Annotated in this window: 22 protein-coding genes and 1 other annotated feature; of the genes, 21 read left to right on the top strand and 1 reads right to left on the bottom strand. The window is 44.6% G+C overall.

Annotation, left to right across the window (positions count from 1 at the left end; all coding sequences use genetic code 11):
* The first annotated feature begins 43 nt into the window (after nt 1–43).
* The 10 genes from purC to ACF1X7_RS01355 all read left to right on the top strand — a co-directional run bounded on the left by purC (nt 44) and on the right by ACF1X7_RS01355 (nt 10,927).
* Entirely contained in the window at nt 44–769 is a 726-nt protein-coding gene (purC, locus tag ACF1X7_RS01400) for a phosphoribosylaminoimidazolesuccinocarboxamide synthase (RefSeq protein ID WP_411162361.1), read from the top strand.
* Nucleotides 762–1,022 (top strand): phosphoribosylformylglycinamidine synthase subunit PurS, encoded by a 261-nt coding sequence (gene purS / locus ACF1X7_RS01395; protein WP_004265547.1) that lies wholly within the window; start codon nt 762–764, stop codon nt 1,020–1,022. The genes purC and purS overlap by 8 nt, the downstream gene beginning before the upstream one ends.
* Complete coding sequence (purQ, locus tag ACF1X7_RS01390) at nt 1,019–1,693, top strand: phosphoribosylformylglycinamidine synthase subunit PurQ (protein ID WP_039098143.1); 675 nt, start codon at nt 1,019–1,021, stop codon at nt 1,691–1,693. Before purS ends, purQ begins: the two co-directional genes overlap by 4 nt.
* The gene (gene purL / locus ACF1X7_RS01385; protein WP_411162381.1) at nt 1,690–3,912 is read left to right on the top strand and encodes a phosphoribosylformylglycinamidine synthase subunit PurL; all 2,223 of its coding nucleotides are present in this window, start codon (nt 1,690–1,692) and stop codon (nt 3,910–3,912) included. Before purQ ends, purL begins: the two co-directional genes overlap by 4 nt.
* The gene (gene purF, locus ACF1X7_RS01380; RefSeq protein ID WP_064777020.1) at nt 3,897–5,339 is read left to right on the top strand and encodes an amidophosphoribosyltransferase; all 1,443 of its coding nucleotides are present in this window, start codon (nt 3,897–3,899) and stop codon (nt 5,337–5,339) included. The genes purL and purF overlap by 16 nt, the downstream gene beginning before the upstream one ends.
* Nucleotides 5,336–6,358 carry a phosphoribosylformylglycinamidine cyclo-ligase gene (gene purM / locus ACF1X7_RS01375; RefSeq protein WP_411162360.1) on the top strand — a complete coding sequence of 341 codons (1,023 nt, stop codon included), beginning with the start codon at nt 5,336–5,338 and terminating at the stop codon, nt 6,356–6,358. The genes purF and purM overlap by 4 nt, the downstream gene beginning before the upstream one ends.
* 4 nt (nt 6,359–6,362) lie before the next feature.
* Entirely contained in the window at nt 6,363–6,980 is a 618-nt protein-coding gene (purN, locus tag ACF1X7_RS01370; protein WP_039098139.1) for a phosphoribosylglycinamide formyltransferase, read from the top strand.
* On the top strand, nt 6,949–8,490 hold the full coding sequence (gene purH / locus ACF1X7_RS01365; protein WP_411162359.1) for a bifunctional phosphoribosylaminoimidazolecarboxamide formyltransferase/IMP cyclohydrolase: 1,542 nt from the start codon (nt 6,949–6,951) through the stop codon (nt 8,488–8,490). The genes purN and purH overlap by 32 nt, the downstream gene beginning before the upstream one ends.
* A 17-nt stretch (nt 8,491–8,507) precedes the next feature.
* Nucleotides 8,508–9,761, top strand: coding sequence for a phosphoribosylamine--glycine ligase (purD, locus tag ACF1X7_RS01360; protein WP_411162358.1), 1,254 nt, complete (start codon nt 8,508–8,510; stop codon nt 9,759–9,761).
* A gap of 77 nt (nt 9,762–9,838) precedes the next feature.
* Nucleotides 9,839–10,927, top strand: a complete 1,089-nt coding sequence (locus ACF1X7_RS01355; RefSeq protein WP_004265444.1) for a lactate oxidase — start codon at nt 9,839–9,841, stop codon at nt 10,925–10,927.
* An 88-nt stretch (nt 10,928–11,015) separates the two neighbouring features.
* Here ACF1X7_RS01355 and ACF1X7_RS01350 read toward each other — a convergent pair whose 3' ends face one another.
* A complete protein-coding gene (locus tag ACF1X7_RS01350) occupies nt 11,016–11,252 on the bottom strand; it encodes a hypothetical protein (RefSeq protein ID WP_261384074.1) in 237 nt (78 codons plus the stop codon).
* A 259-nt stretch (nt 11,253–11,511) separates the two neighbouring features.
* On the opposite strand from ACF1X7_RS01350, the gene ACF1X7_RS01345 reads away from it, so the two are divergent.
* The 11 genes from ACF1X7_RS01345 to ACF1X7_RS01295 all read left to right on the top strand — a co-directional run bounded on the left by ACF1X7_RS01345 (nt 11,512) and on the right by ACF1X7_RS01295 (nt 18,540).
* Complete coding sequence (locus ACF1X7_RS01345) at nt 11,512–12,123, top strand: TetR/AcrR family transcriptional regulator (protein ID WP_004265536.1); 612 nt, start codon at nt 11,512–11,514, stop codon at nt 12,121–12,123.
* A 58-nt stretch (nt 12,124–12,181) separates the two neighbouring features.
* Nucleotides 12,182–12,257: a sequence feature (ribosomal protein L21 leader region), on the top strand.
* A 13-nt stretch (nt 12,258–12,270) separates the two neighbouring features.
* Nucleotides 12,271–12,579: a 50S ribosomal protein L21 gene (gene rplU, locus ACF1X7_RS01340; RefSeq protein ID WP_004265609.1), complete on the top strand. Its 309-nt coding sequence runs from the start codon at nt 12,271–12,273 to the stop codon at nt 12,577–12,579.
* A 14-nt stretch (nt 12,580–12,593) separates the two neighbouring features.
* Nucleotides 12,594–12,935, top strand: coding sequence for a ribosomal-processing cysteine protease Prp (locus ACF1X7_RS01335; RefSeq protein WP_039098134.1), 342 nt, complete (start codon nt 12,594–12,596; stop codon nt 12,933–12,935).
* Between the two features lie 28 nt (nt 12,936–12,963).
* Nucleotides 12,964–13,251: a 50S ribosomal protein L27 gene (gene rpmA, locus ACF1X7_RS01330; RefSeq protein WP_004265556.1), complete on the top strand. Its 288-nt coding sequence runs from the start codon at nt 12,964–12,966 to the stop codon at nt 13,249–13,251.
* A 365-nt stretch (nt 13,252–13,616) separates the two neighbouring features.
* The gene (efp, locus tag ACF1X7_RS01325; protein ID WP_004265504.1) at nt 13,617–14,174 is read left to right on the top strand and encodes an elongation factor P; all 558 of its coding nucleotides are present in this window, start codon (nt 13,617–13,619) and stop codon (nt 14,172–14,174) included.
* Nucleotides 14,175–14,209: 35 nt separating this feature from the next.
* Nucleotides 14,210–14,653: an Asp23/Gls24 family envelope stress response protein gene (locus ACF1X7_RS01320; RefSeq protein ID WP_004265607.1), complete on the top strand. Its 444-nt coding sequence runs from the start codon at nt 14,210–14,212 to the stop codon at nt 14,651–14,653.
* Nucleotides 14,653–15,081 (top strand): transcription antitermination factor NusB, encoded by a 429-nt coding sequence (gene nusB, locus ACF1X7_RS01315; RefSeq protein ID WP_039098133.1) that lies wholly within the window; start codon nt 14,653–14,655, stop codon nt 15,079–15,081. Before ACF1X7_RS01320 ends, nusB begins: the two co-directional genes overlap by 1 nt.
* Before the next feature lie 161 nt (nt 15,082–15,242).
* The gene (gene folD / locus ACF1X7_RS01310; RefSeq protein WP_081272986.1) at nt 15,243–16,094 is read left to right on the top strand and encodes a bifunctional methylenetetrahydrofolate dehydrogenase/methenyltetrahydrofolate cyclohydrolase FolD; all 852 of its coding nucleotides are present in this window, start codon (nt 15,243–15,245) and stop codon (nt 16,092–16,094) included.
* Complete coding sequence (gene xseA / locus ACF1X7_RS01305; RefSeq protein WP_411162357.1) at nt 16,087–17,436, top strand: exodeoxyribonuclease VII large subunit; 1,350 nt, start codon at nt 16,087–16,089, stop codon at nt 17,434–17,436. The genes folD and xseA overlap by 8 nt, the downstream gene beginning before the upstream one ends.
* A gap of 1 nt (nt 17,437) precedes the next feature.
* The gene (locus ACF1X7_RS01300; protein ID WP_004265512.1) at nt 17,438–17,668 is read left to right on the top strand and encodes an exodeoxyribonuclease VII small subunit; all 231 of its coding nucleotides are present in this window, start codon (nt 17,438–17,440) and stop codon (nt 17,666–17,668) included.
* Nucleotides 17,668–18,540, top strand: a complete 873-nt coding sequence (locus ACF1X7_RS01295; RefSeq protein WP_039098130.1) for a polyprenyl synthetase family protein — start codon at nt 17,668–17,670, stop codon at nt 18,538–18,540. Before ACF1X7_RS01300 ends, ACF1X7_RS01295 begins: the two co-directional genes overlap by 1 nt.
* Nucleotides 18,541–18,543: the final 3 nt, after the last annotated feature.

The following is an 18,543-nucleotide window of genomic DNA, read 5'->3' as shown; positions in this document are numbered from 1 at the left end:
TTTAATTTTAAATAAAATGTATGTTATTTGGAGGAATTCAAGCATGAGTGAGACGTTGTTTTATTCTGGAAAAGCGAAAGATGTTTTTACAACTGACGACCAAAATGTGTTGAGAATGGTCTATAAGGACCAAGCAACGGCGTTAAATGGCAAACGCAAGGAACAGATTACGGGAAAAGGATTATTGAATTATCAGATTTCGAAATTAATTTTCAAATACTTGATGGCAAATGGTATTGAAACGCATTTAATCGAGAATATTTCAGCAACTGAACAGCTCGTCAAGAAAGTGACGATTGTGCCCCTAGAAGTAGTATTGCGCAACGTGGTGGCAGGGAGTTTTGCCCATAAGTTTGGTCAAGCACCGGGCAAACGATTGGCTACGCCGATTATCGAATACTATTACAAAAATGATGCACTAGATGATCCAGCCATCAATATTTCGCAAGCCACCGCGCTTGGAATTGTGACACCGGCGGAAATTGAAGTGATTGAAAAACAAACTAAGCAGATCAACCAGCTGCTAATCGATTTATTCGACCGTGCGGATATCGATTTAATCGACTTTAAGTTGGAATTTGGCCGGTATGACGGTCGCTTGATTTTGGCGGATGAATTTTCCCCAGATAACTGCCGTCTGTGGGATCAAACGACGCATGAATCGCTAGATAAGGATGTTTTCCGCTGGAACAAAGGGGATTTAGTATCGGTGTACGATGTCGTATTACGACGATTAGAAAAAATTTTAGGGGGTTCTACAGATGTTTAATGTGCGTGTGCAAGTGACTTATAAAGATTCGGTGCTAGATCCACAAGGCCAGGCTGTCCAAAAAGCTATCGAACGACTTGGCTTTGATGGTGTGAGCGGCATGCGCATTGGCAAGTCCTTTGAAATGCAAGTGGCTGGCGATGACCAAGCCGCAGTTGAAAAAAAGGTCGCACAAATCTGTGATCAACTCTTAGCCAATCCTAATATGGAACAATACCACTACGACATACAAAAGGTGGCGACGAATCAATGAAATTTGCCGTATTAGTTTTCCCAGGTTCCAATTGTGACGCTGATTTATATCATGCAATTGAAGATGTTTGTCATGAAAACGCTGAGTATGTCCCGTACACAGCAACTAGCTTGGCAGGTTTTGATACCGTATTAGTGCCCGGGGGCTTTTCATACGGCGATTATTTACGCAGTGGTGCGATTGCCAAGTTGGCACCGATTATGACGGCAGTTAAGACGTTTGCGGCTGCTGGTAAACCGGTTATCGGTATTTGCAACGGGTTCCAAATTTTAACGGAACTCGGGTTATTACCAGGCGCTCTTTTGCCGAATCGACAAACCCATTTTATCTGTGACACAGTCGCGTTGAACGTGACCAATGCCGGTACGATGTTCACCCAACACTATATGCCGAACGAACAAATTCGGTTGCCGATTGCTCATGGTGAAGGGAATTATTATTGCGATGCAGAGACACTGGAACGGTTAAAAGTGAACCACCAAATTGCATTTACTTATCAAAATGATGTGAATGGTAGTTTAGCAAATATTGCGGGCGTTACGAATGAAGCCGGCAATGTCTTAGGGATGATGCCCCATCCAGAACGCGCAGTCGAAACCTTATTAGGTAGCGATGATGGGCAACGTTTATTTGCAGCATTAATCACATCGATTCGAAAAGGAGGGCAATAACCGTGTTAAAGCAACCAACAGCGGCAGAAATCCAAGCCACCAAGCTTTATCAGCAATGGGGGTTATCAGATGATGAATATGAATTGATTCGTACTAAAATTCTAAAACGGTTGCCGAATTATACGGAGACCGGGTTATTTTCAGTGATGTGGAGTGAACATTGCTCATATAAAAATTCGAAGCCGGTTTTGAAAAAATTTCCAACAAGTGGTCAGCACGTGTTGCAAGGCCCAGGTGAAGGCGCTGGGATTTTGGATATTGGCGATGGTCAAGCAGTGGTCTTTAAAGCTGAAAGCCATAACCATCCCTCAGCAGTCGAACCCTATGAAGGGGCGGCCACCGGTGTCGGCGGTATTATTCGGGATATTTTTTCGATGGGCGCGACGCCGATTGCGCTTTTGAACAGTCTGCGCTTTGGTGAATTGACGGATGACCACACGAAATACCTTGTTCAAGAAGTTGTGGCTGGAATCGGCGGGTACGGTAATTGTATCGGGATTCCAACGGTCGGTGGTGAAATCGGATTTGATCCATGTTATCAGACCAATCTACTCGTCAACGCGATGTGCGTTGGTGTCATCGACCAAAAGGATATTCAGCAAGGTAAAGCGCGTGGTGCTGGCAATAGTGTGTTCTACGTCGGGGCTAAAACCGGCCGCGATGGGATTCACGGGGCCACTTTTGCATCGGATGAATTTGCAGATGGCAAGGCGACCCAACGATCAGCAGTCCAAGTGGGTGATCCGTTTATGGAAAAACTATTGATGGATGCTTGTTTGGAATTAATTTTGAAGCATCCAGATTGGCTAGTCGGCATCCAGGATATGGGTGCGGCGGGCTTAGTTTCTTCAACAGCGGAAATGGCTGAAAAGGCAGGTACTGGGATGATTCTTAATCTTGACCTTGTGCCACAACGAGAAACAGAGATGTCCGCTTATGAAATCATGCTTTCTGAATCGCAAGAACGGATGGCGCTTTGTGTTAAAGCTGGTCATGAAACAGATGTGGTTACCTTGTTTGAACGATATGATCTGGATGCGGTCCGGATTGGTGAAGTGACTGAGAGTCAACAATATCAATTGTGGCATGGTGGGCAATTAGTGGCCGATTTGCCAGTGGCGGCTTTAACGAGTGATGCGCCGATTTATCATAAAGCACAAACTGAACCAGCACGCATCGCTGAATTTAAAGCGATGGCGCCTTATCAGCCGGTGATTAATGATGTTAAACGAACATGGCTCGATTTATTGGGCCAATCCACGATTGCTGACAAACGCTCGCTATACAGCCACTATGATGCACAAGTGAAGACCAATACCGTCGTTTTACCAGGAAGCAATGCGGCGGTCGTCCGAATTCGTGGGACTAAAAAAGCGCTCGCGATGACGACGGATTGTAACGGGCGTTACTTATACCTCGATCCAAAAGTCGGTGGGCAAATGGCAGTTGCCGAAGCAGCACGGAATATCGTTGCGGCAGGGGGCCAACCACTGGGAATTACGGATTGTTTGAACTACGGCAATCCGGAAAAGCCAGAGGTATTCTGGGAATTTGATCAAAGTGCCCAAGGAATTGCGGCGGCCTGCGAGGTTTTCGATACGCCGGTCATCTCTGGTAATGTTTCTTTTTATAACGAATTCAATGGCGAAGCGATTTATCCAACACCGATGATTGGGATGGTCGGTTTGATTCGAGATACAGCCGACATCACGACGCAAGATTTTAAGTCAGCGGGGGATTTAATCTACCTCGTTGGCCAGACGGATACGAATTTAGCGGGTTCGGAACTCCAAAAGATGTTGACGGGCAAAGTTGCAGGACGATTAAGCGGCTTTTCGTTAGCCACTGAAAAAGCGAGTCAAGATTGCGTCTTAGCAGCGATTCAAAAGGGCTGGGTGACTAGCGCACATGATTTATCAGAGGGTGGTTTTGCGGTTGCGTTAGCCGAAATGACTTTTAAAGAACAACTCGGCTGCCGCGTGCAAGTCCCCCTTAATCAACAACAGTTATTTGTTGAAACGCAATCCCGCTTTATCATCACGGTTCGGCCAGAAAATCAGACGGCGTTTGAAGCGTTCTGTCAAGATCAGGCGCAATTAATTGGGACGGTCTCGGCCACGCCAATTATGCAAGTGCAAACGACTGAATCAACTGTTGAGTTATCGGTGACTGAAGCAAAGTTAAGTTGGGAGACGGCGATACCATGTCAAATGAAATAAAAAGTTTAAATGAAGAATGTGGTGTTTTTGGGATTTGGGGTAGTCCAGAAGCAAACCAAATGACTTATTTTGGCTTGCATAGTTTGCAACATCGTGGGCAAGAAGGTGCCGGTATTGTCACTAATGATCACGGGCACTTAATGGGTTATCGCAATCGTGGTTTGTTGGCGGATGTTTTCCGCAAACCGGAGCACTTAACCCAACTAACCGGGGACGCGGCAATCGGTCATGTCCGTTATGCGACCGCTGGTAGTCACGGTTTAGAAAATATTCAGCCGTTCCTATTCGATTTTGCAACCGATCAATTCGCACTTGCACACAATGGTAATTTAACCAACGCGGTCACACTGCGCCGCATGCTTGAACAATCGGGGGCCATCTTAAAATCGAGCTCTGATTCTGAAATTCTGATGCATCTGATTCGACGTGCAGAAGGGCCTGATTTGCACGCGCAAATTAAGACGGCCCTTCAACAAATTCGTGGGGGCTTTGCCTACCTATTATTAACGCAAGATTCATTGATTGCGATGCTTGATCCCAACGGCTTTCGACCACTCTCGATTGGACGTTTAGCAAACGGGGGCTACGTTGTGGCCAGTGAAACCTGTGCGCTCAATACCGTTCAAGCAACTTTTATCCGAGATGTGCAGCCAGGCGAAATTGTGACGATTGATGCGGACGGGTTACATTCTGACTTCTTCACAACCGAAACCACGCATTCAATCTGTTCAATGGAATATATCTACTTTGCTCGCCCGGATTCTGATATCTGTGGGATTAACGTCCATGCGGCCCGCAAACGAATGGGGAAACAGTTAGCACGTGAAACCGCAGTTGAGGCGGATATGGTAATTGGGGTGCCGAATTCATCGTTATCGGCCGCTAGTGGCTATGCCGAGGAAAGTGGTTTGCCGTATGAAATGGGCCTCGTTAAAAATCAATACGTGGGGCGGACGTTCATTGAACCAACGCAAGCCCTTCGTGAACAAGGGGTAAACCGCAAACTCGCCGTGGTTAAAAGTGTTGTGGCTGGTAAACGAATCGTTTTAGTGGATGACTCGATTGTGCGTGGGACGACCAGCAAGCACATCGTGAAACGTTTGAAAGAAGCGGGCGCATTATCCGTGCATTTGCGGATTGCGTCCCCACCATTGAAGTACCCTTGTTTTTATGGGATTGATATTCAAACACGTGATGAACTGATTGCCGCGCATCAAAGTATTGCTGAGATGTGTGCCACGATTGGCGCGGATTCACTTGGCTTTTTGAGTGAACAGGGATTAATCGACGCGATTGGGTTACAGCAAGATGCGCCGTATTCCGGATTATGTATGGCGTATTTCAACGGCGACTATCCAACGCCACTTTATGACTATGAAGCTGCCTATCAGGCAAGTTTAAAAGCAGATAAGGAGCAACAATCATGACAAATGCTTACCAAAAAGCCGGGGTGGATGTGACAGCCGGTTACGAAGTGGTTCGTCGGATTCAAAAGCAAGTCGGCGCAACCAATCAAAATATTGGTCGCTTCGGTGGTCAGTTTGCCTTAGCGATGGGGCAGTATGAAAATCCGGTGCTCGTTTCAAGTACCGATGGGGTCGGGACCAAGTTGATGGTTGCTTTTGCAGCTGATGCACACGCGACCATCGGGATTGATTGTGTCGCGATGTGTGTCAATGACATTGTTGCCCAAGGCGCTAAGCCACTTTATTTCTTAGATTACTTAGCGGCTGGTCAAACGCAGCCGGATAAGATCGAACAAATTGTCAGCGGCGTTGTTGCAGGCTGCCAAGCTGCTGACATGCTGTTAATCGGTGGTGAAACGGCCGAGATGCCGGGTATGTATGCTGAAAAACATTATGATTTAGCGGGTTTTGCAGTCGGAATTGCTGATCAAGCTCAATTAATTACTGGTGAAACGATTCAAACAGGGGATGTATTAATCGGAATCGCGTCCAGTGGGATTCATTCGAATGGCTACTCACTTGTGCGCCAAATTTTCTTCGAACAACATGGGTTGTCTGTCGACAGTTACTTACCCGAATTGCCTGGTCAGACACTCGGTGAATGGCTATTAACACCAACGCGGATTTATACACAAGCATGTCAGCCGTTGATCGAACAAGGCTTTATTAAGGGCGCGGCCCACATTACTGGTGGAGGCTTTATTGAAAATATACCGCGGATGTTGCCTGACAACGTGATGGCCGAAATTCAATTGGGAACATGGCCAAGCTTACCGATTTTTGCGGCACTTAAACAATATGGGCAATTGGATGCACTCGAGATGTATAACATTTTTAACATGGGGATCGGGATGGTCTTAGCCGTCGCACCAGAAAAAGCGGCACAAGTCCTCGCCCAATTGAACGCTGAACAAGAACAGGCTTACCGAATTGGGTCGGTTAAACCGCGACAAGAAAATGCAATAGAATTGGTGGGTTGATGAGATGAAAGTGGCGATTTTTGCTTCTGGAACGGGTTCTAACTTTGAAGTACTTGCAGATGATGACGCCTTAAAAAAAGCGGGCATGGAGATTATGAATTTAGTGTGTGACCAGCCGGGCGCACCGGTGATTGAAAAAGCGCGCCAACGAAATGTACCGGTGACGGTCATCCGCTTAAGTGACTATGATGATCGACAACACTATGAAGCAGCAATTGTCGCGCTGTTGGCACCGTTACAGTTGGATTATATATTGCTAGCGGGTTATATGCGGGTGATTACCCCAGTATTGTTGCATGCCTACCCACAACGGATTATCAATATTCATCCGTCGTTACTACCGGCCTTTTCTGGGTTACGAAGTATTGAACGGGCCTATGCGGCACAAGTGGCTGAAACGGGCGTTACGATTCACTACATCGATGAAGGTGTCGATAGCGGTCCGATGATTGTCCAAGCAAAAGTACCATTGTTGCCTGGCGATAGTTTAGCCGCATTGGAACAACGCGTGCACGATACAGAGCACGCGATTTATCCGCAAGTTGTTGCTGAATTAATTAAAAACCAAAATAGAAGGAGTAATTCAATCAATGAAAAGAGCGTTGGTCAGTGTTTCAGATAAAACAGGAATTATTGAATTTGCTAAAGGATTAGTAGCAGCTGGTTACGAGGTGATCTCAACAGGCGGGACATTCAAGGTATTACAAGAAGTGCAAGTACCAGTAATTGCGATTGATGAAGTCACTCATTTTCCAGAAATGTTGGATGGACGGGTTAAAACACTTCATCCCAATATTCATGGTGGCTTGCTTGCCAAACGCGACGAACCAACACACATGGCCGCTTTAGCAGCCCATGACATCCAGACAATCGATTTAGTTTGTGTCAATCTGTATCCTTTTAAAGAAACAATTCAAAAACCAGGGATTACTGAAGCGCAAGCTGTAGAACAAATTGATATTGGCGGACCTTCAATGTTGCGTTCTGCCGCTAAAAACTTCAAATCAGTGTACGTGGTCGTTGATCAACAAGATTACGCGCAAGTCCTCGAACACGTCGTCGATGAGGGGCAAGCTGCGGTTGATTACCGTCGTTATTTAGCAGCCAAGGCATTCCGCCACACGGCAGCTTATGATAGCTTAATTGCCGGTTATTTAACCGAAGCAGTCGGCATCGAATTCCCTGAAAAATTAACACGTTCATACGACTTTAAACAAGCGTTGCGCTATGGGGAAAATGCCCATCAAAAAGCAGCGTTCTATCAAAGCAGTTTACCAACGGCTTTCTCGATTGCCTCAGCGGTACAATTACACGGGAAAGAATTATCGTATAACAACATTAAAGATGCGGATGCGGCGGTTAAAGTGGTCGCAGAATTCAGCGAACCTTGTGTGGTTGCGATGAAACATATGAATCCGTGTGGCGTCGGCTTGGGTGCAACCATCTATGAAGCTTGGCAAAAAGCCTACGCGGCCGATCCAGTATCGATTTTCGGGGGGATCATTGCCTTGAATCGTGAAGTGGATGTTCAAACAGCCGAAGAATTACACAGTTTATTCTTAGAAATTATCATCGCACCAAGCTACACCCCAGAAGCGTTAGCCATTTTAGAAAAGAAGAAGAATTTACGCGTCATGACGCTTGATTTTGAGGCTGCTAAGCAAGCGGATCGCTTCGAAATGGTTTCTGTTTTAGGCGGCTTACTCGTGCAAGAACGTGATCGGGTGACTGATCAAGCATCTGAATTGAAGGTTGTGACGGACAAAACACCAACGGCTGATGAACAAGCTGCGATGTTATTTGCCCAACGTGTGGTTAAACACGTTAAGAGTAATGCCATCGTGGTCGCAACAAAGGACCAAACCCTCGGCATTGGTGCGGGGCAAATGAATCGGGTGGGCTCTGTGAAGATTGCAATCGAACAAGCGGAAGCCAATGGATTAAAAGCACCGTTCGTCTTAGCATCTGACGCCTTTTTCCCAATGGATGACAGCGTTGAATACGCCGCAGAACATGGTGTGACAGCTGTTATTCAACCTGGTGGTTCGATTAAGGATCAAGATTCAATCGACATGGCCAACCAAAAAGGAATCAGTATGGTGACGACTGGTCGCCGTCATTTCAAACACTAGCCAATAGGAGGCAAATCATGGATCTATTAGTAATCGGTAGCGGCGCGCGTGAACACACGATTGCGCGTGCGCTACAGCAGAGTTCAACTGTTGCAACGGTCTATTGTTTGCCGGGCAATCCGGGGATGCAATTGGATGGGATTAAAACAGTTGCGATTGAGATGACTGACTTTGTAGCGATGATTGCCTTTGTGCAGGCCAAAAAGGTCGCCTATACGATTGTTGGGCCTGAACAACCGTTAGTGGCTGGCGTAGTGGATGCTTTTCAAGACGCTGGATTAGCGATCTTTGGACCGCGTAAAGCAGCTGCGGCATTGGAAGGGTCTAAAACTTTCGCCAAAGAAATTATGGCGGCCGCGCATGTGCCAACGGCGGCTTATCAAGCCTATCAGACTGTCCAAGCGGCACTGGATGCCCTCGATGACGTTCGTTATCCCGTTGTGATTAAAGCGGATGGTTTAGCGGCTGGCAAGGGCGTCGTCATCGCTCAAAATGACGTGAGCGCGCGGCAAACTGTTCAGGCGTTCTTTGAACAGGGCGTGCCCCAGTTATTGATAGAAGATTATCTCGAAGGTGAAGAGTTCTCGCTGATGGCGTTGGTGGCGAATAATCGCGTCTATCCATTACCGGTTGCTCAAGATCATAAGCGCGCCTTTGACGGGGATCGTGGGCCTAATACAGGTGGGATGGGCGCTTATTGTCCAGTACCCCAGATTAGTGACCAATGCGTTGCAGAAGCGGTAACGACTATTTTAGAACCGATTGTGGCAACGATGGCTGAACGTCAAACGCCTTTTACCGGTGTCTTGTATGCGGGCTTAATTGCCACACAACACGGGGTGAAAGTGATTGAGTTTAATGTGCGCTTTGGTGATCCTGAAACACAAGTGGTGCTACCACGGATGACGGGCGACTGGGCCCAAGTTTTTGCACAATTATTGAAGGGGGAAACCCCAACGTTACAGTGGCAATTATCAGGCATTACGTTAGGTGTTGTGGTGGCTTCAGATGGTTACCCGACACAATCGACAACGCCGTTTGTTTTACCCACTTTGCAACAATTTGCAAAACGCAACAGCACATTTAGTTTCGCTAGTGTCGCAGAACAAGCCAATCAATTGGTCAGCGCTGGCGGGCGTTTGTACACCGCTAGTTATTCTGCTGAGACGCTAGGCCGAGCTAGTCAACAGGTCTATCGGGATTTAGCGCAACTCGCTTTATCGACGACTTTTTACCGGCAAGACATTGGATTTCGAACGCAAGTGAAATAACCGAGTATAAATGTTTGCTTACTTTTGATAAGAGAACTATGATAAAGGTATTCAATTATTGAAAGAAGGAATCTATCATGGGATATCATACAAGTGAAGCGGAAAATCCAATCGATATTTTAAACTTAGCGTCGTTAGAAGGACGCGTGAAAGAACGAATGGAAGCTGGCGCGTTTGGCTATATCCGTGGCGGTGCTGAAGACGAATGGACGATGGCTGCTAATACCAGTGCTTTCAATACTAAAAAAATAATGCCCCGTGTGTTAAAAGGCATCGATCATGCTGATTTACATACTAAATTATGGGATATTGATTTAAAAACGCCGATTATTCAAGCCCCCTCAGCAGCCCAAGGGTTAGCACATGAAAAAGGGGAAGTCGACACTGCTAAAGGGGTCGCAGCGGCTGGTTCGATTTTCTCAATTAGTACCTATGCCAATACATTGGTGGAAGATGCAGCCGCAGCGGCTCCTGATGCCCCCCAATTTTTCCAACTCTATATGAGTAAAGATGATCAATTCAATGAGTTCTTATTGAAAAAAGCCGTTAAGGCAGGTGTAAAAGCCATTATTCTCACCGTCGATTCAACATTGGGTGGTTATCGTGAAGCGGACATCGAGACGCAATTCCAATTCCCACTACCAATGCCTAATTTAGCAGCTTATAGTAATTCTGACGGTGCTGGGAAGGGCATCTCTGAAATTTATGCTGCCGCTAAACAAGGATTAGTACCAGAAGATATTCAAAAGATTAAACAAATCACAAATTTGCCAGTCTTTGTTAAAGGCATTCAATCACCAGTGGATGCTGAAATTGCCATTCAAGCTGGTGCAGATGGCATCTGGGTTTCAAATCACGGTGGGCGTCAATTAGATGGCGGGCCTGCTTCATTTGAAGTGTTGCCTTTAATTGCGCAACAAGTCGCAAAACGCGTCCCAATCGTTTTTGATAGTGGTATTCGCCGTGGTGAACATGTCTTTAAAGCACTCGCAAGTGGGGCTGATTTAGTGGCCATTGGTCGGCCAATTATTTATGGTTTAAATTTAGGTGGCGCCCAAGGGGTACAATCTGTTTTTGAACACTTAAACCATGAATTATCGATTACCATGCAGTTGGCTGGTACCAAGACAATTGATGAAGTGAAAGAAACAACCTTACTTGATTAATATGGTATACTGAGAGTCCTTGGCAGGGGCACTAAAAAAAGCGGTTCAACTCAATGATGAGTTGGACCGCTTTTTGACGTTAACCTAATTATTTAAGATGGGGGAGTTCAGCTAATAATAATTCGCTAGCGACTAATCCGAGTAGGCTGACAATAACGTACACCCAGTGAGAACCACTACCCCAGCTGAATAGATAAGCATCAACACCAACTAAAATGATAAAGAGCACGCAATTTGTGATTAAGCCGATTTTGAAAGTCAATTGACTAGCAATGACGGTGAATAAAACGATTGAAATGAAAATAATGAAGAATGCAGAAATCAAAGTGACGACCACCTAACGCTATCCGATTTGAAATACTACGCTCATTTTACTATAACCGCAGACGAACAACAATTAAATTTGTGGGGGATAAAGTTTACTTTTTGGGTGTTCGTTAACAGAATCTTCAAATTTACAGTGTACACTAGGGGATATTCAACTGATCAAGGGCCGTTATCAAGCCGGTTAATGGACAGACTTTTCACTGAGCGGCTATACTATTGACAGGTGAATTTAATTAAAAGATTGGGGGAACTATCAGATGGTTCGTGAGACAGATTTACGAGCGCAAGATCCACGTGTTCAACGAACAAAGCAACAATTACGTCAAGCCCTCATTATCTTGCTGAAAGACAGTACGCCAAAGGGGATTTCGATTCAAGCAATCACCAAGCAAGCGGCAATTACTCGCGGGACCTTTTATCTCCATTATGAAGATAAAGTGGATTTCATCCGAACCGCGGTGGCCGATTTGGTGGCCGATTTTTATCAGCAAGTGACTGTAGTGGTCGATCAGACATATCGTCAGGTCAGTTTACAGGCACTTTTTGAATATGTTGAACAACAACAAGCTGCTTTTAAAGTGTTCTATAAAAATGAGGCGACGCTTCACTTTCAGGCACAACTGACTGAATCAATGCGCCAATTAATGCAGGATTACGTGGCTAAGCGCTATAATCAGACTTCACAGGCTGATCAAATTGAGATGAGTATTACGATTGATTATTTAGCGGGGGCCAGTTTAGCGTTGGTCTTTAAGTGGGTCAATGACGGGCTTGTGTATTCACCACGCTACATGGCTAAGATGTTATACCAATTGGTACAAACACCTAATACGACGTTCGATGTCGCACAATTTTTTGTCGAGGCGTAATAAAGCATTGACTCGCCCTGTGATATTCGATATAATATGAACGTTGTAATTGTGAGCTCCACAGCTGCAACCGCGCATACTAAGGCATTAAGTACTATGATTAGTCACCTTAGTTGGCGAGTCTAAGAAAAAATAGGAGGTGCACACATGTACGCAATTATCAAAACAGGTGGCAAACAATATAAGGTAGAAGCTGGTCAAGCAATCTACGTTGAAAAGTTAGCCGCAGAAGCTGGCGAAAAAGTAACTTTTGATCAAGTTATTTTAGTTGGTGGTGAAACAACTAAGGTTGGTACACCAAACATTGATGGTGTTACTGTTGATGGTACTGTTGAAAAACAAGGGCGCGAAAAGAAAGTTGTTACTTTCAAATACAAACCTAAGAAACACAGTCATCAAAAGAAGGGTCATCGTCAACCATATACTAAAGTGATGATCGACGCTATCAACGCCTAATTGAGGGAAATAAGATGATTCAAGCTGACTTTACGGTCAATGCCGATTCGAAAATTATTTCTTTTCAAATTACGGGTCATGCCGACTCGGGTCCTTACGGGAGTGATATCGTCTGTGCAGCTGTTTCTGCTGTCTCAATCGGGACAATCAACAGTTTGCAAAAGCTTGCTGGTTTTGAACCAGAGGTAGAAGCAGATAACCTGAATGGTGGTTTGTTAACTTGTCAGATTCCGGCAACGGTTTCGGGCCAAGCTTTAGCGACAGCTCAGATTCTCTTGCAGAATTTGCAGTTGACGCTTGAAGATATTACGCAACAATACGGGCAGTACATTCAAGTACAAACAAAACGTAAATAGACAGTTAATAAACAGGAGGTGCATTTAGATGTTACAAATGAATTTACAATTCTTCTCTCACCATAAGGGTGGCGGTTCAACAACTAACGGCCGTAACTCTGCAGGTCGTCGTTTAGGTTCTAAACGTGCTGATGGCCAAACTGTAACAGCTGGTTCAATTCTTTACCGTCAACGCGGTACAAAGATTCATCCAGGTGAAAATGTTGGTCGCGGTGGCGATGACACATTATTTGCTCTTATCGAAGGTGTCGTTCGTTTCGAACGCCTCGGTAAAAACAAGAAAAAGGTTTCTGTATACGCTGCAGAAGCTAAATAATTTTTTAAACACCCACTTTGTGTGGGTGTTTTTTTGTGCGAGAGAAGCGGGGCTGTCGTCACATTCTAAACGTGTTCCATCAGTCATATCTCTCCGGTTAACCCAGACTGATGTCACACTCTGTTTGTGTAAATCCAGTTTTACTGGTATACTAATTACTCAGGCAACAAACTATTGACAATCTAAAAGTGAGTGTTCAGATCGACTTTTGCTCGATTGAATACGCTAAAAGGGATTGGCGGGTGCCGGTCCCTTTTTTTATAGCTACTTTTAGGGATAAAAGGCTAGAAATACTTGCTTTTGAGCCTGATTTCTTGCTATGATTAGGACAATGGCATACTTATATAATGCTCGGAGGATAAACAATGTTATCAGTAAATGATTTTAAAAATGGCTTGACCATTGAATTTGACAACAACCTATGGCGGATTGTTGAATTCCAACATGTTAAACCAGGTAAGGGTGGCGCTTTTGTCCGCTCAAAACTTAAGAATTTAAGAACAGGTGCCAATCAAGAAAAGACATTCCGTTCAACTGAAAAAGTTGAAAAAGCAATCATTGATACAAAATCAATGCAATATCTTTATGCAGATGGTGACAACCACGTCTTCATGGATACTGAAACTTACGAACAATTAGAATTACCAGCAGCACAAATCAATGATGAATTGAAATACTTGAAAGAAAATATGCAAGTTTCTATCATGATGTATGGTAGTGAAACCTTAGGGGTTGAATTACCAAACACGGTTGATTTAGCAGTGGCTGCAACAGAACCTGGTGTTCGTGGTGATACATCTTCGGGTGGTACTAAACCAGCAACACTTGAAACTGGCTTAGTGGTCCAAGTACCGTTTTTCGTTAACGAAGGTGATTTGTTAACGATTAACACATCTGATGGGAGTTACATCTCACGGGCATAGGCTAAATTAGCAAGAACTTGTTAGGAGGGGTTTCGATGGCAGAAGAAACAAATATTGTACTTGATACACAAGAAAATGCATTGGGCAAGATTCAAATGGCACCTGAAGTTGTGGAAGTGATTTTAGGGATTGCAGCAAGCAAGATTGATGGGGTCCACCAAATGCGAGGGACGTTATCATCATCCATTAACGAATTGTTTGGTCGTTCGAATCACGGTAAAGGGGTAACTCTTAAGGTGATTGATGGCAAAGTGAATGCGGATGTTTATGTTTATCTGAACTATGGTGTTTCTGTGCCGAAGGTTGCCCTTGCGATGCAAGAAGCCCTTAAAGAACAATTATTGTTCATGACTGATTTAGAACTAGCAGAAGTCAACGTACACGTGGTGGGCGTTGTCACTGAAAAAGCACCAAAAATTATTGATCCAGATGACTTATTTAACGATGAAACACCTGATCAAAATGGAGACCAATCTTAATGCCTAATTTTAACCGACACCAAATTCGCCAAGCTGCATTTCAAGTGTTGTTTGCGTTAAATGCTAATGACACATTAGAATTGGCAGATGCTTACCAAGCCGTTTTAACCATGGATCAATTCGATGCTGAAGAAGTTGAAGAAGTTGCTGTTCCAGACTACCTTGCCTTCTTGGTAACGGGCGTCACAGAACATCAAGCAGAATTAGACGCCGCTTTAACGCCATACTTGAAGAAGGGCTGGCAACTATCACGGTTAGCCAAACCGGATTTAATTATCTTGCGTTTAGGGTTGTTTGAAATGCAAAATTCAACAGAAGCACCCGATAAAGTGGCGTTGAATGAAGCGCTCGAACTTGCTAAACAATTTACAGATGATCAAGAAAAAGGCTTTATCAACGGCGTTTTATCTAAATTCGTTGAAGCTTAATTAGTAAAATACGAACGAAACCACTTAAAACACGTTAAAAAGTATTTTTTTAGCGTGTTTTTTTGAATTTAAACGGTCATTATCAGCTGATAACCCGGAATTAACCGATTAACTATGCTAAAATAGAAACATCAAATATCGATAAATAGGGGTTGTTAACTTTGGAATTACTAGATGGTCGAGCACTTGCAAATGAATTAACACAAGCACAACAAATGACGGTGGCAACACTCAAACAACAAGGGGTAACCCCAAAATTAGTGGTCGTCATGGTGGGTGATGATCCAGCAAGTGCGATTTATACGCAAAGCAAGCAAAGAAGAGCGACTAAAATTGGCATGGCATCTGAGTTAAAACGCCTGTCTGCTGAAACAACGGAAGCTGATTTATTAGCGGTTGTTCGCCAACTAAATACGGATGAAACCGTTGATGGTATTTTAGTCCAATTACCATTACCAAAACAAATTAATGAAGACCATATTATCCGGGCGATTGACCCACAAAAAGACGTTGATGGTTTTAGCCCAGTCAATATTGGGCGATTATGGCTTAATCAACCGGGCTTAGTGGCCTGTACACCAAACGGGATTATGCGCTTATTGGCAGCTCACGATATTGACGTGGCTGGCAAAAATGTCGTGATTGTTGGCCGGAGTAACATCGTTGGTCGGCCATTGGCAGCTTTAATGCTCAATGCCAATGCCACGGTCACGATTGCGCACAGCAGAACGGCAGACTTAAAAGCCCTAACGAAAACAGCCGACATCTTAGTGGCGGCCATCGGTAAACCACACTTCTTCGGCATTGAGGATGTCAAAGAAGGGGCGGTTGTTGTCGATGTCGGCATTAATCGGCTTGAAGATGGAACAGTCACCGGTGATGTCGATTTTGAAGCCCTTAAATCACATGTTAGTGCGATGACGCCAGTTCCGCGTGGCGTGGGGCCAATGACGATTACGATGCTCATGGATCAAACGATTGAGATTGCAAAGGAACGTGCTAAACGTGGTTAAACCAACAGACTATTTAACAGTCACCGCATTAACGCAGTATTTAAAGGCTAAATTTGAACGCGATCCGTATTTGGATCGGGTTTATTTAACCGGCGAAATTTCAAACTTCCGCTTACGATTGAATGCGCATCAATATTTTAGTTTAAAAGATAATAAAGCTAAGATCAGTGCCATTATGTTCAAGTCCGCTTTTGAAAAGATTAAGTTCACTCCTGAAGAGGGGATGAAAGTGCTTGTTGTGGGCCGGATTTCCTTGTACGAAGCAACTGGAAACTATCAGATCTATGTGGAACGGATGGAGCCAGATGGTCTTGGTGCATTGTATCAAGCCTATGAACAGCTAAAAGCTAAATTATCGGCTGAAGGCTTGTTTGATGCACCAAAGCAACTATTGCCGCGCTTTCCAAAACGGATTGCGGTGATTACGAGTCCTTCTGGGGCTGTTATTCGCGATATTATAACAACGACGCAACGTCGGTATCCAATTGCCCAACTCGTCTTATTCCCAGCGGTGGTTCAAGGTGACGGTGCGGCTGATATTTTAGTCGATCGACTGAATCAAGTTAATCAACAAGGGGATTTCGATACAATTATCATTGGTCGTGGTGGTGGTTCGATTGAAGATTTATGGCCGTTTAATGAAGAACGCGTTGCGCGCGCGATTGTTGCCAGTCAGATTCCGGTGATTTCATCAGTTGGTCATGAAACGGACACGACTATTGCTGATTTAGTGGCGGATGTCCGGGCAGCGACACCAACAGCAGCAGCTGAATTAGCAACACCGGTTTTGACGGACGAAGTGTTGAAGTTGCAACAACAACGTTTGCGGTTATATCAGGCATTTTCGAAAACATTGGCATTAAACAAAAAGCAATTGGTCCACTTACAGAACAGTTACGTCTTAAAACAGCCGCAACGCTTGTATGACGGCTATTTACAAAATGTCGATCAGTTGCACCGTCGTTTATTGTTGGCGCAACAACAACGCTTACAGACTAGTCAACAGAATGTACAACTCTTGCAGCAACGCCTGCAGTCGCAATCACTAAGTGGTGCGATTCAACAAGCACAAAGAATGTTGACTGATACCGATCATCGTTTGAAACGAGCAATCGAGAGCCTTGTCCAAAATCGGCGGCAACAGGCTGGACAAGCGGTGGCGGCCTTGGATCTCGTAAGCCCGTTGAAAATTTTGGGACGCGGATTTGCTTATGTAACGGATGATAACCAAAATGTAATGAAAAAAATGACCGATTTTACGGTCGACCAATCAATCGAGTTACATGTCCAAGATGGCCTCGTGAACGCGCGTATCACGGCCACTCATAAAGGAGACGAATAAGATGGCAGAAAAGAAATTAACATTTGAAGAGAACTTAGCACAATTGGAAGCAATTGTGAATGAACTGGAAACGGGCGATGTGCCACTTGAAAAAGCGATGACTGCTTTTCAAAAGGGTGTTAAATTAAGTCAAACATTAGAAGAAACCTTAAGTAAGGCTGAAAAAACGATGGCCAAAGTGATGGCAGATAATGGCGAAGAAGTCCCATTGGATGCTGAGGCACAAGAATAATGGTTGATTTCAAAACGTTTGCGCGCCAACAAGTGCCCGCATTTGAAACCTATTTGACTGAGCAACTTGCTCAGATTGAAGAACCAACCTTGCAAAAAGCGATGACCTATTCAGTGATGGCTGGCGGGAAACGTCTCCGGCCACTTTTGGTATTTGCGGTGCTTGCAAGTGCGGGGCGACCGATTAATCAAATGGCGTATCGCGTAGCGGGGGCATTGGAATTAATTCATAGCTACTCATTGATTCATGATGATTTACCGGCGATGGATAATGATGACTTACGGCGCGGTCAACCTACGAACCATAAGGTTTTTGGCGAGGCGCAAGCTATTCTAGCCGGCGACGGGTTATTGACACTTGCATTTGAATGGTTAACGACGACCGATTTGACGACTGATCAGCAGAGCCGCGCTGTTCGATTATTGGCGCAAGCAGCCGGTCCAAGTGGCATGGTTGCTGGTCAGATTGAAGATATCGAAGGACAAACTAAAACTTTATCGTTAGTTCAATTGAAACAAGTCCATCAGCTCAAAACGGGCCGTTTGATTGAATGCGCGGTCGGCTTAGGTGCGATTTTGGCTGATTTATCCGATGAACAAATGGCTAGTTTACAGCTTTTTGCGCAAAATTATGGGTTGGCATTTCAGATCCAAGATGATATTTTAGACGTGACAAGCACTACAGAAGCGATGGGCAAGGCGGTCCATAAGGATGCTGACGAACATAAGAATACTTTCCCAGGCTTATTGGGCTTAGCCGGTGCAAAAGACGCGTTGGATGAGACTTATCAGGCCGCGCAAACTGCTTTAACGGATTTATCCGGGTTAGATAAAGCACTATTAAATAGTTTTTTAAACTATTTTAATGAATAGGAG

The sequence above is a fragment of the Latilactobacillus sp. VITA-14 genome, assembly GCF_046580785.1.
Classification (GTDB): Bacteria; Bacillota; Bacilli; order Lactobacillales; family Lactobacillaceae; genus Latilactobacillus; species Latilactobacillus curvatus.
This window is presented reverse-complemented; position numbering and strand designations above follow the sequence as displayed.